Origin of the sequence: Streptomyces sp. 1222.5, from assembly GCF_900105245.1 — a bacterium.
Lineage (GTDB): Bacteria > Actinomycetota > Actinomycetes > Streptomycetales > Streptomycetaceae > Streptomyces > Streptomyces albidocamelliae.
Map to the genome: position 1 here is coordinate 3903281 of NZ_FNSZ01000001.1, position 14824 is coordinate 3918104.

Annotated in this window: 18 protein-coding genes; 11 read left to right on the top strand and 7 right to left on the bottom strand. The window is 72.8% G+C overall.

All coding sequences use genetic code 11. From position 1 onward, the window contains the following. Positions 1-125: 125 nt before the first annotated feature. From BLW57_RS17375 to BLW57_RS17385, 3 genes are all read left to right on the top strand, one after another. Complete coding sequence (locus BLW57_RS17375) at positions 126-1592, top strand: transcriptional regulator (RefSeq protein ID WP_256339503.1); 1467 nt, start codon at positions 126-128, stop codon at positions 1590-1592. A gap of 119 nt (positions 1593-1711) precedes the next feature. After that, positions 1712-1963, top strand: a complete 252-nt coding sequence (locus tag BLW57_RS17380) for a hypothetical protein (protein ID WP_093475638.1) — start codon at positions 1712-1714, stop codon at positions 1961-1963. Positions 1964-1974: 11 nt separating this feature from the next. Continuing rightward, complete coding sequence (locus BLW57_RS17385) at positions 1975-3159, top strand: flotillin family protein (RefSeq protein WP_093475640.1); 1185 nt, start codon at positions 1975-1977, stop codon at positions 3157-3159. Between the two features lie 94 nt (positions 3160-3253). Here the strand turns inward: BLW57_RS17385 and BLW57_RS17390 are convergent, their stop codons facing one another. Then, a complete protein-coding gene (locus tag BLW57_RS17390) occupies positions 3254-4054 on the bottom strand; it encodes a hypothetical protein (protein ID WP_093475641.1) in 801 nt (266 codons plus the stop codon). 86 nt (positions 4055-4140) lie between these two features. Here BLW57_RS17390 and BLW57_RS17395 point away from each other — a divergent pair, with 86 nt between their 5' ends. Then, positions 4141-4464, top strand: a complete 324-nt coding sequence (locus BLW57_RS17395; protein ID WP_093475643.1) for an STAS domain-containing protein — start codon at positions 4141-4143, stop codon at positions 4462-4464. Between the two features lie 133 nt (positions 4465-4597). On the opposite strand, the gene BLW57_RS17400 is transcribed toward BLW57_RS17395, so the two are convergent. Continuing rightward, a complete protein-coding gene (locus BLW57_RS17400) occupies positions 4598-4870 on the bottom strand; it encodes a hypothetical protein (RefSeq protein WP_093475644.1) in 273 nt (90 codons plus the stop codon). Positions 4871-4916: 46 nt separating this feature from the next. Further along, positions 4917-6368, bottom strand: coding sequence for a serine/threonine-protein kinase (locus BLW57_RS17405; protein ID WP_093475646.1), 1452 nt, complete (start codon positions 6366-6368; stop codon positions 4917-4919). Positions 6369-6596: 228 nt separating this feature from the next. Here BLW57_RS17405 and BLW57_RS17410 point away from each other — a divergent pair, with 228 nt between their 5' ends. The 4 genes from BLW57_RS17410 to BLW57_RS17425 all read left to right on the top strand — a co-directional run bounded on the left by BLW57_RS17410 (position 6597) and on the right by BLW57_RS17425 (position 8606). Continuing rightward, on the top strand, positions 6597-6803 hold the full coding sequence (locus tag BLW57_RS17410) for a hypothetical protein (RefSeq protein ID WP_093475647.1): 207 nt from the start codon (positions 6597-6599) through the stop codon (positions 6801-6803). A 51-nt stretch (positions 6804-6854) separates the two neighbouring features. Then, positions 6855-7292 carry a DUF6233 domain-containing protein gene (locus tag BLW57_RS17415; RefSeq protein WP_256339504.1) on the top strand — a complete coding sequence of 146 codons (438 nt, stop codon included), beginning with the start codon at positions 6855-6857 and terminating at the stop codon, positions 7290-7292. Between the two features lie 85 nt (positions 7293-7377). Continuing rightward, positions 7378-7578 carry a hypothetical protein gene (locus BLW57_RS17420; RefSeq protein WP_093480738.1) on the top strand — a complete coding sequence of 67 codons (201 nt, stop codon included), beginning with the start codon at positions 7378-7380 and terminating at the stop codon, positions 7576-7578. Positions 7579-7739: 161 nt separating this feature from the next. Next, entirely contained in the window at positions 7740-8606 is an 867-nt protein-coding gene (locus tag BLW57_RS17425) for a slipin family protein (RefSeq protein WP_256339505.1), read from the top strand. Here BLW57_RS17425 and BLW57_RS17430 read toward each other — a convergent pair. After that, a complete protein-coding gene (locus BLW57_RS17430) occupies positions 8509-9741 on the bottom strand; it encodes an MFS transporter (RefSeq protein WP_093475650.1) in 1233 nt (410 codons plus the stop codon). The two genes, BLW57_RS17425 and BLW57_RS17430, sit on opposite strands and share 98 nt — an antisense overlap. A gap of 87 nt (positions 9742-9828) precedes the next feature. Here BLW57_RS17430 and BLW57_RS17435 point away from each other — a divergent pair, with 87 nt between their 5' ends. The 3 genes from BLW57_RS17435 to BLW57_RS17445 all read left to right on the top strand — a co-directional run bounded on the left by BLW57_RS17435 (position 9829) and on the right by BLW57_RS17445 (position 12361). Then, positions 9829-10854, top strand: a complete 1026-nt coding sequence (locus BLW57_RS17435) for an ArsR/SmtB family transcription factor (RefSeq protein ID WP_093475652.1) — start codon at positions 9829-9831, stop codon at positions 10852-10854. 10 nt (positions 10855-10864) lie between these two features. Further along, on the top strand, positions 10865-11371 hold the full coding sequence (locus tag BLW57_RS17440) for a glutathione peroxidase (RefSeq protein ID WP_073888385.1): 507 nt from the start codon (positions 10865-10867) through the stop codon (positions 11369-11371). 120 nt (positions 11372-11491) lie between these two features. After that, positions 11492-12361, top strand: a complete 870-nt coding sequence (locus tag BLW57_RS17445) for a MerR family transcriptional regulator (protein ID WP_093475653.1) — start codon at positions 11492-11494, stop codon at positions 12359-12361. A 145-nt stretch (positions 12362-12506) separates the two neighbouring features. On the opposite strand, the gene BLW57_RS17450 is transcribed toward BLW57_RS17445, so the two are convergent. The 3 genes from BLW57_RS17450 to BLW57_RS17460 form a co-directional block, all read right to left on the bottom strand. Continuing rightward, positions 12507-12698 carry a DUF397 domain-containing protein gene (locus BLW57_RS17450; RefSeq protein WP_073888382.1) on the bottom strand — a complete coding sequence of 64 codons (192 nt, stop codon included), beginning with the start codon at positions 12696-12698 and terminating at the stop codon, positions 12507-12509. A gap of 189 nt (positions 12699-12887) precedes the next feature. Further along, entirely contained in the window at positions 12888-13745 is an 858-nt protein-coding gene (locus BLW57_RS17455; protein WP_093475655.1) for a helix-turn-helix domain-containing protein, read from the bottom strand. Positions 13746-13998: 253 nt separating this feature from the next. Continuing rightward, entirely contained in the window at positions 13999-14754 is a 756-nt protein-coding gene (locus BLW57_RS17460) for a GOLPH3/VPS74 family protein (protein WP_093475656.1), read from the bottom strand. Between the last annotated feature and the right edge of the window lie 70 nt (positions 14755-14824).

Consider the following 14824-nt stretch of genomic DNA (forward strand, 5'->3'; position numbering starts at 1 on the left):
GTGCGACACCAAGAGCATTGGCCGTCAGGGCGGCCCGGCGCAACGCCGGAAGCCCGTCCGGCGACGGTGGAACCATCCCAGCCCATCTGACGTGCAGGTATATGGGCCGCCTGGGATGCGGGGACATGGGGGAGACGGGGGCAGCGGTGTCGACCGGGGACGACGTCGAGCAGTTCGCGGCGCTGCTGCGCCGGCTGAAGGACCGCACGGACCGGAGCTACGGCTCCCTGGCCCGGCGCGTCAACATGAACACCTCCACGCTGCACCGCTACTGCGCGGGCGAGGCGGTCCCGCAGGACTACGCCCCGGTGGAGCGCCTGGCCGCCTTCTGCGGGGCGACACCCGAGGAACGCCTCGAACTGCACCGCCTGTGGCTGCTCGCACTGACGGCACGGCAGGTGACGGCGCGCCAGCGGCCGAAGGCCGGTGACGCTGCGGCGGAGGAGGCCAGGGCGGAGGGGGTGCCGGAGCCGGCAGGGGGCGAGCGGGCTCCGGGCCCGGACCGCCGGGCGGCACAGGGGGGCAGGCCCGGCGACAGCGTCAGCAACAACGGCAGCGCGCCCGGCACCGGGCCGTCCGCCTCCGACGCACCCCGGCCGGGCAGTCCCGAGCCGACGCTTCACGCGGATGCGGATGCGGACCGCCGCTCCACCGTACGGCCCTGGTACCGCCGTCGCCGTACCGTCGTCGGCGCCGCCGTGGCGACCGTCCTGCTGGCGACGCTGGGCAGTCTCCCCGCGCTGTCCACCGGCGGGTCCGACGGCGACCCGGCGGCCAAGGCCCCCGTTCGGTCCCGTACGACGGGAACCGGTACGTCAGTTCGTCCCTCGGCCGCCTCGACCAGCCCCTCCCCCAGCAGCCGCTCGTCGGCACCGCCCTCCGCGAAGGCACGGGCCTCGGGGCGACCCGAGGTGAAGGGCGAACCGTCGGCGGGTGCGAAGAGCGACGCCCCCGTGCCGGCCGGCGTGCCGCTCACCTGGACCGCCGACTCGCAGGTCTGGCAGGGCGGTTGCGAGCACGACTACGTGATCGACAAGAAGCCCGACCAGGTGCCCCCGCCGCCGGTGCAGCAGGACGCCGGGGCGTGGGCGGCGACACAGGGCGCGGTGCACGGGCGGCAGACGATGGTGCAGATCTCGGTGCAGGGGAAGTCGTCCACGGCCGTGGTCCTCACGGCCCTCCGGGTCCGTGTCGTCAGCCGCGGCACCCCGCTCCCCGGTACCGCGTACGACATGGAGCAGGGCTGCGGCGGTGACCTGACGCCTCGTGAGTTCTCGGTGAACCTGGACGTCGACCGGCCGCTCGCCCACGCGCGTCCCGGCAACGACGCCGGCAGGCCCATCCCCGCCGTGCGGTTCCCCTACCGCGTCTCCGCCGAGGACCCGGAGGTGCTGCTGGTCACCGCGACGACCGAGGCCCACCACTGCGACTGGTACCTGGAACTGGACTGGTCCGCCCAGGGCCGCACCGGTACGGTCCGCGTCGACGACCACGGCCGGCCGTTCCGCACCAGCGGCATCAAGGGCCTGCCCCGCTACTGGTACGGCACGAACGACCACGGGGTGCGCCAGTGGGTGCCGGCCGACTCCTAGCGTGCGCGAGAGGCGCCGGCGTCCGGGGGGCGCGGCGCCGGTCCTCCGGCCCGTTGGGTCCCGGCCGGACTGGGTCTATCGTCGGAATCATGGGGCCAGGAAGAGGAGGACGGCCGGTGATGCCGCAGGACGAGGCCGTGATCGGCTGCACGGGGAAGGTACTCATCGGAACGCGCGGTTCCACAGGGCCCGGCGAGGTCCTGGTGCGGGTCAGAGGCGGTTCGGAGACCTTCCTCGCCTGGTCGGAAACCCCCCTGGCCGTGGGTACGACCGTGCTTGTGATCGAATCACGAGGATGCCGCGAGGTCGGCGTCATCGAGTGGGTGGATCCATTGGACGCGCTCGGCGGGGACACCGCCGGCGCCGACTGAGGAGTACGTGCATGTTCGGATACCGCGTTCCCGCTCCCGACGAGGCGATGTTGATCTCGGGGGGCAGGCGGGGATTGGGGGGCGCGCCGTTCCGAGTGGTCACCGGGCACGGGAAGTTCGTGCTGCCGGTGTTCAGGAAGGTCCGGTTCCTCACTCTCGCCATGTGCGAGGCGGAGGTCACCGAGACCTGCGTGACCAGGCAGGGCATCGCGTTGCACGTCCGCGCCGTCATCGCCTTCAAGGTCGGCAACGACCACGAGAGCATCATCAACGCCGGCCAGCGGTTCCTCTCCGACCAGGAGCAGATGTCGGTGCTCACCGGCCGGATCTTCGCCGGTCACCTGCGGGCCATCGTCGGCTCGATGACGGTCGAGGAGATCGTCACGGAGCGGCAGAAGCTCGCCGCCGAGGTCCTGGACACCTCCAAGACCGAGATGGCGAAGATCGGTCTGATCGTCGACTCGCTGCAGATCCAGTCGATCGACGACGGCGACACCGGTTACATCGACGCGATGTCCGCCCCGCACAAGGCGGCCATCCAGCGGCAGGCGCAGATCGCCCAGGCGCAGGCCACCCAGGCCGCGGTCGAGGCGGAGCAGGCGGCGGCCCGCAAGCAGGCCGAGTACGCCCGGCAGACCGCCATCGTCAAGGCCGAGTACTCGGCCGAGGTGGACCGTGCGCAGGCGCAGGCCGGGCAGGCCGGACCGCTGGCGCAGGCACACGCCCAGCAGGAGGTGCTCGCCGCCCAGACGGAGCTGGCCGAGCGCCAGGCCAAGCTGCGCCAGCAGCAGCTGGTGGCCGAGGTCGTGAAGCCCGCCGAGGCCGAGGCCGAGCGGGTCAGGATCCTCGCGGCCGCCGAGGCGCAGCGGATGAAGATCCAGGCGGAGGCCGCCGCCTCGTACGACCGGGTCGCGCTCGACCGGATGCTGATCGACCAGCTCCCGCAGATCGTCAAGGAGGCCGCGGGCGGTCTGGCGGGCGCCAACGTCAACGTCCTCAACGGTGCGGACGGTCTGGGCGAGATCGCCGCCGGCCTGGTGTCCCAGGGCCTGACGATCCTCGACTCGGTCCGGCAGAACCTGAACGGTCCGGACGCCGACGGTCACCGCTCCACGGAGGGCGAGGGCAACAGCCTCCTCCAGCTGCCCACCAGCAAGGGCAGGAAGTCGAACGACGGTCCGGTGGACGTCGACTAGCGGCGCCCGCCGAGTGCACTGAGCGCAGAGGCCCTCGACCGGTGTCGGTCGGGGGCCTTCGCCGTCCGCCTGCGGCATCACCGCGTGCCGGTGATCACCGCTCGGCCCGGTGGAACACCGCGAGGGGGCCGTACCGGTCGAGTGTGCGCACCAGTGCGGCGACGGCCTCCTCCCGCTCGGATTCAGGGACGTCGGCGATCCGGACCGTGACCCTCTGCACGGACGGGGCAAGGCGCCGGACCCGTGCCGGGACGGGCCGGTCGTACCCCATCCAGCACTGGAACTCGACCTCGTGGTACCGGTCGTCGGCCAGGGAGTCCGCCAGCACGTCGGGACCGCCGAGCAGCGGGGCTCGCCCGCCGTCCGACGTCTCGCGGGAGCCGAAGAGGGCGTCCGTGAGCGGATGTACGACGGACAGTCCCGCGGCGCCGAGCTGCTTGATCAACGTGAGACTCGCGGCCCGCGTCAGCCTCGGCACGTACCAGAGGAAGAACGGTTCCGGAGTGGCGTCCCGTGCGTCGGCACCGGTCGCGCCGTCCCGGCCGAAGTGCTCGTCGAAGATCGCACGGGCCCGTTCCTCGGGCAGGGCGGGGCACACATAGCCGTTGTCCCTGATGTGCGCGACGAAGTCGGCGGGCAGCAGGACGTGGTGCCGGCGGACGTAGTGCGCCAGCTCGGCCGGCCACAGCCAGGTTCCGTCGGTGACGAGGGACCCGGCGCCGGGGATCCATGTGTCCCCGGTGACCACGTCCCGTTCCGCCCCCATGACGGAGTAGATCTCGGTGGACGATTCCAGGTAGGCGACGAGCCTGTCCTCGTCCCGTTCCCCGACGGCCCTCACGGCGTCGCGGAGGAAGTTGCCGGACTTCCCGGTGAAGCCCGCTCGCTTGATCATCTTCTCTCCTGCTCCGGGGTCATACTGAGGGTGTGAGTGCGGCTCGCACGGGTGATGGCGGGGCCAGGGAGCAGGTCGGGAGGCCTGTGCCGAGGGCGGCTGCGGTCATCCAGTACGAGTGGGACGCCGCGTGGGTGATCGTCGCGTACGGCGAGTACGACGCCGGATGCATCGCGTCCCTGGCCGAGGCCCTGGAGATCGCGTCCGAGAGGTACTCCAAGGTGGTGGTGGACGCCTCTCGGCTCACCTTCGCGGACTCGACGTTCGTGAACCTGCTGCTCAGAGTCAACCCCACGACCAAACTTCGAGTGGCCGAGCCTGCGCCGCAGCTGCGGCGGCTGCTGCGGCTCACCGGGGCGGACTCCGTGCTGGACGTCCGCGACTCGGTCGAGGAGGCCGCGGCCTCCTGACCCGCCACGGCCCGTGCCCGCGCGGTGAGCAGTGCCCGACCGGTCTTCTCCGGGAGGCTCGTGCCCTGCACCGCTGCGAGGACCTGCTCCGCGACCGTCCGCAGCCTGACGTCGGCCGTCCGGGAGACCTCCTTCAGGATCCCGACGGCCTCCTCGGAGCCATGACCACCCCGAGCGCCAGCCGCCGGCCGACGGCCCGCGCCGCGAGCCCGACGACTGCTTCGGCCGCCACGACCACGGGGAGCAGGAAGTTGAGTTCGAAACGGCCGCCGGCGTCGTACCCCGCGTCGCAGTACGCCCGTGCCCATACGGTCAGCGACCAGGCGGCGCAGCCCATGGCGGCCCCGAAGAGCGCGGAGCCCGCCCAGGGGAGAGGGGAGTCGGATCTCGGCTTGGCTGTGTCCACGACACAGCACGACATCGATCACCGCGCCCGCGGTTCCCCGCACCGCTCAGTCGTCCTCGTTCTCCTCGTGTGTCTTCCTGGGGGACTTGCCGGCCTTCGCGGGTGATCCGTGGTTCCTGTGCGGCTTGTGACGGGGGTGATCGTCCCGGGGGTGGGGCGAGTTCGGCTTGTGCGGATCGGCGCCGTGGTGGCGGCCCGCCGGGGCTGCCCGGTCGGAGGAGCCCCGGCTCATGGAGACCGGCTCGGCACGGGTGCCGGTCGTCGCGGACGCCGGGCCCGACGCGCTTCCGGCCGCGGGCCGAGCGCCGTGGGATCCGCTCGACGGGGCCGCACTCGGCCCGCCGCCCGGTGTCGCCGTGCCGGACGGCGGGTGCGTGGCCGTCGAGGCCGCGTCGGCGCGGTCGTCGCTGCTGCCGCTCGTGTCCGGGGCGACCGCGAGCGTCGTCCCCAGGGCCACGGAGATCGCGGCCAGTACGGTCCCCACGGCCAGGCGGCGGCCGTGCCGGACGCCTCGGGGGCCACGCGGCGGGCCGGACCGCCCGGTGACCGCCAACTCCTCCGTACGCACGGGCTCGTTCTCGTCGGGTCGAGCCGCGCGGGGCAGCGGCGGGCGGACCGCGGCGGCGGACGGGGACGGCCCGCGCCCGCCGGGCCCGGACGTCAGGGAGGAGAGCGCCCGCGCACATTGCTCGGCGTCCGGACGTGCCTCCGGGTCCCGGTCGGTCATGGCCCGTATCAGGGCGGCCAGGTCCGAGGAGAGCCAGGCGGGGACCGTGGGCGGACGGTGGAGACGGGCCACCGCGGCCTCCAGCGGGGTGCCGTGGTACTCCAAGTCCCCTTTCAGGCACTCCAGGAGGACCAGCCCGAGCGCGTAGACGTCCGCGGCCGGTCCGACGCGCCCGCCCTCGACCTGTTCGGGCGCCAGATAGGCGGCGGTCCCTGTCAGTACGTCAGGTGCCGTGTGACGGGTGGCGTTCGCCAGGCGGGCGATGCCGAAGTCCGCCAGATAGGGGTCGCCGGTCGTGTCGAGCAGGACGTTCGACGGTTTGACGTCGCGGTGCACGATGCCGGCCCGGTGCACATGGGCGAGCGCCCGTGCGAGGGCGGTGCCCAGCTCGGTCACGCGCCGCCTGGGCAGTGCCCCGCACGTCAACAGGCCGCGCAGGGTGGGGCCCTCGACGAGTTGCATGACCAGGTAGGCGCGGTCGTCGTGGCGGCCGGCGTCGTAGACGGTGACCAGTCCGGGATGCTGCAGACGGGCGAGGAAGACGGCCTCCGCGGCGAGACGGTCCTCGGCCTGCGGATCGGAGCCCGGCCGGAAGACCTTGACGGCCACGGGCCGGCGCAGACGCGTGTCGACGCCTTCGTAGACGTCGGCCATCCCTCCGGAACCGATTCTCGAGCCCAACCGGTAGCGGCCGCAGAGGACTTGGGCGGACTGCGGGTCCGCGGGGACCGGCGCGGGAGCCGGCAGGGCTGCTGATCGGCGGGCCTTCATCTGCTTCTCCGTTGCTGTCACCTGCTGTCACCGCATTCGGGCTGGGCCGGGGGTGTACTGCGAAGCGGGTACCCCGGGCCGTGTCAGGTACCCGGGCGAAGTCGGCGCCGCGACGGGGACCGGACCTCCCGGCGACCTGGCGGAGCCCTCCCCCTCCGTCACGCCGCCTCGCCACCCCGCTCCCGTCACGGCTCGCGCCAGAAATCGAACACATGATTGAATTCAGCCATGCGACCGATTCCCGACGACCTCGCCCACGCGCAGGAGGAGTGGCACGCCACCTACCGGCAGCTCGCCGTGCGCCCGCGCACCGCGCTGCGGCGGCGGCTGATCCGCCTGTCGTCCCAGGTGCTGTTCCACCCGTACTGGCAGGGACGCGGTACGGCCGCCCGGTCGGCGTTGTCCGTCTCGGGGCGGGGTGGAAGGAGCCGGTGATGTACGGCCGCGTCCGGTGCGCCGTGTCGGGCGGCGGGGATGGTGCGTGCCGTGTCCCTGCTGCCGCCTGATCCGCGCCGGCTCCGGGCGATCCTCGCCCACCTGGACGAGCGGCTCGCCCAGAACGAGACCGTCGCCGTCTACCTCCGGCTCCAGCGGGAGGCCGTACTCGCCGCGCTCGCCCGCACCGAGGGGGGCGGACGCCCCGCGCGCCGGCGGGCGAGGCGCGGGGGCGACAGCGGCGGGGAGAGCGGCGGGCCGCCGCCCGGCCCTGCCGCGTCGGCGCCGAGGAGCGGGTACGTCGTCGAGCGGAAGCGCACCCCGCACGGGCGCGAGCCCGCCGTCGTCCACCGGGCCCTGTGCACGATGATCGACGGCACCCCGAGCCACATCCGGGCCGACGAGGCGCGGGCCGCGCTCACCGACCCGAACGGCGAGCCGTGCCCGTTCTGCCGGCCCGACACGGAGCTGGGCACGGACCTGGCGTGAGCCGGCGGCCGGCCGGGGGACCGCCGTGAGCCCGGTGGCCGTCCACGAGCTGCCGTGCGGGGCGGCCGTACGTACCGTCGGACGCATGGACGGGACGCCGCAGCGCATCGAGCCCTCGACGGACCGGACCGCCGCGGCGCGCATGCTGGGCTGCGCGCCGGACGAGGTCGGCTACTGCCCCCGCTGCCAGGGGCTCACCCGCCGCTACGGCCGCGGTGCGCAGATCATCTGTACGGCCTGCCGGGCGGCCGAGGAGGCCGGGCGAGCGGCGTCCGGGGCCGGCTGACTCCCCGCGGTCGGCCCACGGCGGCCGGGCAACCGCCGCGTGCGCCGCCCGAGGTGGTTTCTTTACCGTTCCCTGACGCCCCCACCGCATCCATCGGTCCCGTGGCGGTGTCCTCCCCGTTGTCCGCAACTGGCGGTAGTCATGTCGGAGAGGGGAGTGCCATGGAAGGCACCGTCGTCGCAGTGGTGGTCGTCGGCCTGCTTCTGCTCGTCCTCAGGAGCGGGATGCGCGTCGTCAACCAGGTGGAGCGCGGGGTGGTGTTCCGGTTCGGGAAGGCGCTGCCGAGCCACCGGCAGCCCGGCATCACCTTCCTCATCCCGTTCGCCGACCGGATGCGCAAGGTGAACGTGCAGGTCGTGACCATGCCGGTGCCCACGCAGGAGGGCATCACCCGGGACAACGTGTCCGTGAAGGTCGACGCGGTCGTCTACTTCAGGGTGACCGACCCGGTCCGCGCGGCCATCGAGGTGCAGGACTACAGCTTCGCCGTCGGCCAGGTCGCCCAGTCGTCCCTGCGGTCCATCATCGGCAAGAGCGACCTGGACGACCTGCTGAGCGACCGGGAGCGGCTGCACGAGGGGCTCGCCCTGATGATCGACAGCCCGGCGGCCGGGTGGGGCATCCACATCGACCGCGTCGAGATCAAGGACGTACAGCTGCCGGAGTCGCTGAAGCGGTCCATGTCGCGGCAGGCCGAGGCGGAGCGGGAGCGGCGGGCCCGGGTCATCACCGCGGACGGTGAGTTCCAGGCCGCGCAGCAGCTCGCCAACGCCTCGCGGATCATGTCGGACACGCCCGAGGCGATGCAGCTGCGGCTCCTCCAGACCGTCGTCGAGGTGGCCGCCGAGAAGAACTCCACACTCGTGATGCCGTTCCCGGTGGAGCTGCTGCGGTACTTCGACCGGGCCACGGCGCGGATCGACGCCGGCCTCAGGACGGCGAGCGTTCCGGCGCAGACGCAGGCGGAGGCACAGCCTGGGCCGGTGGAGCAGGAGACCGGCGGCCCGGAGTCCGCCGAGCGGCCGTAGCCAGCGCCAGCGTCACGCACACCGAGCCCGCCGCCGTCCCGGTCATCGCGGCGGCGGGCGAGGTGAACTGGGCCACCGCCCCGGCCAGCGCCGCGCCGACACCCTGGAGGGTGAGCATGCCGGCCGAGTGCAGCCCGAGCGCCTGACCGGCGAGTTCGCCGGGGGTCAGCTCCATCAGCCGTTCCTGCTGCACGAGACTCGCGCCGAAGCCGGCCGAGGCGACCGTCACGCACACCGCGGCCACGAGCAGCGGCGGGCGGGCGCAGAACACCAGGAACGGCACCGCGAGCAGCAGCAGGAGCGGAGTGGCCAGCCGGCGCCGTACCTCGGGCCGCAGCAGGCGGCCGACCGTCACGTCCCCGGCGAACATGCCGAGCGCCCCGCAGGCGAACAGGGTGCCGGCCGCGTGCGGGGCGTACGGCACGTAGAGGGACTCGCAGCCGACGACCAGGCCGTTGGGCAGCCACAGGCCCAAATAGGTGAGGCGGCGCGGGCGGGAGGACCACAGCAGGGCGTTGGCGCGCCAGGTCGCCGACGGGGAGGGGCGGCCCGTGGTCCGGGGCCGGCGGGCGGACAGGCCCAGCCGCAGGACGAGTGCGGCCGTCAGATGGAGGGCCGCCGACAGCAGCAGGCAGGCCCGCGGCGACAGGGCGGCGAGCAGGGCGCCGCCGGTGGCGAACCCGGCCACCTGCATGAGTCCGTTCATCATGTTGAACAGCGAACGCCCGGGCAGGTAACCGTCCTTGGTGAGGATCTCGTTCAGCAGGCCCCAGCGGACGCCTCCGCCGAGGGAGGCCACCAGGCCCAGCGCGAGGAGGACGGCGAAGACCGCGCCGACGGGCAGGCCGGGCAGGGCCTGCACCGCCGTCCCGGCCGCGAAGGCCAGCGCGATCGCCGACAGGGCCGTACGCGGGGGCAGCCGGTCGGCGCCCGAGAGCAGCACGGTCGCGCCCAGCACCTGGGCGAGGGAGGGGCCGAACATGCTCACCGCCGACAGCAGCGGGGAGCCGGTCGCCCGGTACACGAGCGTGCCGAGGGCGAGACCGCCGACGGTCTGGGCGGCGGTCTGGGCGGCGGAGCCGAGGAAGAGCGGGGTGAACTCGGGGGTGCGGACCAGGGATCGGTAGCTGGGCATGCCCGGGAGTCTCGGGCGGTCCGGGTCGGGGCGGTTATTGTTTCGCGGCAGCGCGAAAGGTCCTACGGCCGGAGGGGGGCGGGTCCGGTGGGGTGGTGGCAGCTGAACGCCGACACCGTGGCCCGCAGCCGGTTCGTCCTCTCGCCGCTCGCGGAGACCTTCGCCTGTCTCAAGCTGCTGCACGCCGGTGAGGGAGCGCATCCCGGAGAGCGGGACTGGCTGCGCGCCCACCTGCCCGGCTACCGGGCCCGGCCGGCCGCCGACCCGGTGACGGCGCTGCTGGTGCGGGCCGGACTCGGCCGGGAGTGGATCGCCGACTTCCTGACGCCCACGCCCCGCGGAGGGGAGACGTTCGAGGACGAGGTCGCCCGGGTGCGGTCGGTGGCGCCCGCCGCGGCCCGCGCCCATCTGCGCACCGCCCTCGCCGGTCCGCTCCCGGACGCCCTCGACCGGGACGACCTGCCCGAGCGGGCGGCCGTACTGCTGGAGTGGGTGTGGCGGGAGACGGTACGGCCGTACTGGGAGCGGCGCCGGCGCGTGCTGGAGGCGGACGTGGTGGCACGGACCGCGCAGGTGAGCCGGGGCGGCTGGGCGAGTGCGCTGGACTCGCTGCGGCCGGGGCGCACCCGGTGGCTCGGGGAGAACCGGCTCCAGGTCAATCTGCACGAGTATCCGCCGCGCGAGATCTCCGGGGCCGAGATGCTCTTCGTGCCGGTGACCCCGCAGCGGCACGGCTGGGTGGCCTGGGAGGACGGCGAACGGTACGCGGTGATCTACCCGTGCGCCGGAGTCCTCGCCGACGCCGGGGACCGTGCCGTGCCCGCGAGCCTCGGCGCGCTGCTCGGGGCGGCCCGGGCCGGGGTGCTGGTGCTGCTGGACTCCCCCATGAGCACGAGCCAGCTGACCGCGGTGACCGGCCAGGGGCTGGGCTCGGTCGGCCGGCATCTGAAGGTGCTGCGGGAGGCGGGGCTGGTGACCCGCCGCCGGGCGGCCCGTTCGGTGCTCTACACCCGGACGGCGGCGGGCGAGGTCCTGGTGGAGGCGGCGGGCCCGGCCTCGGACCCGGGCGGGGCGACGGGGCCGCGCGCCGGGGGCGTGCACGGGCGGGGCTAGCATCCGGGGCATGACGACTACTGACCACAACGGTTCCGTGCTGGACACCGAGATCGGGGCCCTCAAGGGCGGCTCCGCGGACCTGCCGCAGTTCACCGGCAAGGCCGTACTGATCGTGAACGTGGCCTCGAAGTGCGGGCTGACCCCGCAGTACACGGGCCTGGAGAAGCTGCAGGAGCGGTACGCCGAGCAGGGCTTCACCGTGCTGGGCGTGCCCTGCAACCAGTTCCTCGGGCAGGAGCCCGGGACCGCCGAGGAGATCGCGGAGTTCTGCTCCGCGACGTACGGCGTGTCCTTCCCGCTGACCGAGAAGGTGGAGGTGAACGGCGAGGGCCGGCACCCGCTGTACGAGCGGCTCGTGGGCTTCGCCGACGCCGAGGGGCACACCGGCGACATCCGCTGGAACTTCGAGAAGTTCCTCGTCGGCCGGGACGGCCGGGTCGTCGCGCGCTTCTCGCCGCAGACCGAGCCGGAGTCGGCGGAGGTCGTGGCCGCCATCGAGGGCCAGCTGGCCTAGGCGGTTGACCCTGCCCCTGGGGCAGGGACGAGCGTTCCCGTCACCGGGCGGAGAGGCCGCCCGGTGACGGAGGAGCGAGAAGGCCGCAGGGCGGTCCGCTCGGCACGAGGGACGGACACCGTGAACGAGGAGCTGCTCACCATCGGCGCGTTCGCCGCGCGGGCCCGGCTCTCGGCCAAGGCCCTGCGGCTGTACGACCGGCTGGGCCTGCTGGCGCCGGCGCACGTCGACGCCGCCAGTGGTTACCGCTACTACCGCGCGGACCAGGTCGAGCACGCTCGGCTGGTGGCCCTGCTGCGGCAGCTCGACATGCCGCTCGCCCGGATCGCCGAGGTGACCGGGGCCGGGGGCGCCGAGGCCGCCGAGCGGCTCGCCGCCTACTGGGCGGACGTGGAGGCCCGGGTGGCCGGGCAGCGGACCCTCGTCGAGTACCTCCGTGGACGACTGTCGGGGAGGAGCTCCGAGATGTACGAGAAATTTGCGATCGAAATCATCGACGTGCCGGCGCAGGTGGTGATCACCGAGTCGCGGCACACGCTCGCGGACGAGTTGCCGGCCTGGATCGGCGCGTCCCTGGGGCGGCTGGAGGCGGGCGCGCGGGAGTGCGGGGGCGTGACGGGCGCGCCGTTCGTCGTCTACCACTCCGAGGTGTCGATGGAGAGCGACGGGCCGGCCGAGTCCTGTGTGCCGGTGGCGGACGGGGCCGCGGCCCGCGCATGGGCCGGACGGCAGGGGCGGGCCCGGGAGACGACGGTGCGGGTGGAGCCGGCGGCACGGCTGGCCTACACCCGGATCACCAAGGCGCAGGTGGCCCATCCGCAGATCCTGGCCGCCTTCGAGGCGGTGGAGCAGTGGACGGCCGGGGAGGGGCTGTCGATCGCGGGGCCCTGCCGGGAGATCTACTTCGCCGACTGGGACGCGGCCGGGCCCGGTGACCCCGTGTGCGACGTGGCGTTCCCGGTGCACCGGTCCGCGGTGACCGCGGAGTAGGCGCACCGGGCCCGCGGAGACAGGTGAGCCCTCTCGGCAAGGACGGCGTCTGGTCGAGAGGGCGTTCCCAGTGGTGCTTGTGCGGTTGTGGGGGCCGGACCGGAGCGTCCGGCTCGTCCGCGGACCAGGGTCAGGGAAGGTCTGCCTACGCCTTCACCGAGGCCACGAAGGCGTTCCACGCGTCGGTCGGGAAGGCCAGGACCGGGCCCTCGAGGACCTTGGAGTCGCGGACGGCGAGTTCGGCGGTGGTGGGCGACTTGACCTCGACGCAGGCGCCGTTGCCCGCGGAATAGGAAGACTTCATCCACGTCTCCGAAGCGCCCTGAATCAGTGCCATGTCCACTCCTGTTGCGAGTTGCGATAGTGCGGTTCACGCCAACCTTGTCGACTGATTGGCGTGATCGACGCTACCGGGCAACTGCCCCCGCCGGCGTAGTCGTTCACTCAACCGGATGGCATATTCCAGGTGAGCCTTCCAATAGAGTGGACCGACGGTGTACGATCCGGCGCCCTCTGTGACAGCAGCTCATTCCGCGTAGTCTTTGGCCCGTTCCGCAATGAACTGTCGGGATTGCTCCACATTGAGGGACTGTGCCCGCAGATGCTCGTACATCACGGCGTACTTCTGCACGTCCTGCGCCTTCTCCAGGTACAGGTCGCTGGTGACGCCCTCCAGGTACACCACGCTGGAGTCGGCCGCGTCGGTGAACTCGAGGATCGCGTACTGGCCGTTGAGGCCCGGGTGCGCGCCCACCTCGAAGGGCAGCACCTGCACGGTGACGTGCGGCAGCTGGGACAGCTCGATCAGGTGCTCGAGCTGCTCGCGCATCACCAGCTTGCTGCCGACGACCCGGCGCAGCGCCGCCTCGTCCAGCACCACCCACAGCCGCAGGGGGTTCCCCTCGGCGGTGATACGTTCCTGTCGCCGCATGCGCACCTGCACGCGCTTCTCGATCTCGGCCGTCGACGTCTCCGGCAACGCGCCCTGCACCAGGGCCTCCGCGTAGGCACGGGTCTGCAGGAGACCGGTGACCAGCTGGGGTTCGTAGACCCGCAGGGACTCGGCGTCGGTCTCCAGGCCGATGTACACGCTGTAGGGGATGTCCCCGAAGGTGTGCCACCAGCCCTGCTGCCGCGAGTCCCGGGCCATCTCCATCAGCGAGTCGACGATCCGCTGGTCGTCCACCTCGTACACGCCGCACAGGTCGCGCACGTCGCGCTGGCTGATGCTTCTGCGGCCGTTCTCCAGCCGACTGATCTTCGACTGCGACACGAGCAGCCGCTCCGCCACCTCTTCGGCCGTCATGCCCTTGAGCTCACGGAGCCTGCGCAGCTCCTGACCCAGCCGGCGCCGCCTGACGGTGGGATTCACATTGGACGCCACGGGACGTGCACCTCCGGCTGCCTGCCTGTTTCTTGACACTTTCCGTATCTGCTGTTCAGCAGACTGCCACCAAGGTGCTTTCTACCGCTGGGAAACGGTGGATATGCGGCGCGTACGCGTCAGTTCGGGCACAGATCCGAAAACCCGAGGCCGGCGGGGACGCAGTCGAGCGGGGCGGAGAGATCACAGGATCTCTCCGCCCCGCTCGGACCAGCGGCTCCCGAATCGGGTCTGTGGGGACCGGGGTTGCGGCTCAGTGGGCCACGGCGCGTGCCATGGACCCGCGGTGCGGCTGCATCGGAACCCCGCGTGCGGGTTCCGCCGTCGGCCTGCCTCCGGGCCCGCCCGGCCGGCCCGGTGAGGCCGGGCCACGGCGCGGCTGGGCGGCCGCGCCGTTCTGCACGTCCATCACGGCGTGCGCGACGAGCCCGCCCATCGGGTCGTGCCGGATCAGGTCCCGCAGCCGGGACCTGGACGAACGCCCCTCGTTGCCGGGGTAGAGATGTTTGCCGAGCCCGACGGCGTGCGCCAGGGCGGCGAGCGCCGCGGTCCGCGGGTCCGGCGGTACACCGGTGCGGATCGCGGAATCCAGCCGGGCTCGGATCTCCCGGCTGATCTCGTTGTCCGTCGCCTGATAGCGCGTCGTCGGCAGCACCCCGCACATCTGGCCCGCCACGGCATGCACCATGCCGCACCGCTCCAGGTGCGAGAGGTAGGTCTGACGGAGCCCCAGCCGGGGTCCGCCGATCCAATGGACGGCACGTACCGGAGCGCCACGCCTTCGCAGCAACTCCAACGCGCAGTCCAGAGTCGGATCTCCAGTCGGCCGTGGTGCCACCACGGCGATACGATCCCCGTCTGGGGCTATCCGTCCGGCCAGCGCCAGCTCCACTAGCTGTGCTCCGGCCAGACCGAGGTCGAGCGACTGCGGCTGTGCAGTGGTACCCGTGGTCGGGTCCAATGCCAGCAGCAGAAGCTCCTCCGGAAGTGTTCTGCGGCTCCTGCCCATCCATGCCTCCCCGCGTGGATGAATGACAGGGTGACCCCTCTCACATTGGTCTGTCGAGGGTGCGTGACCG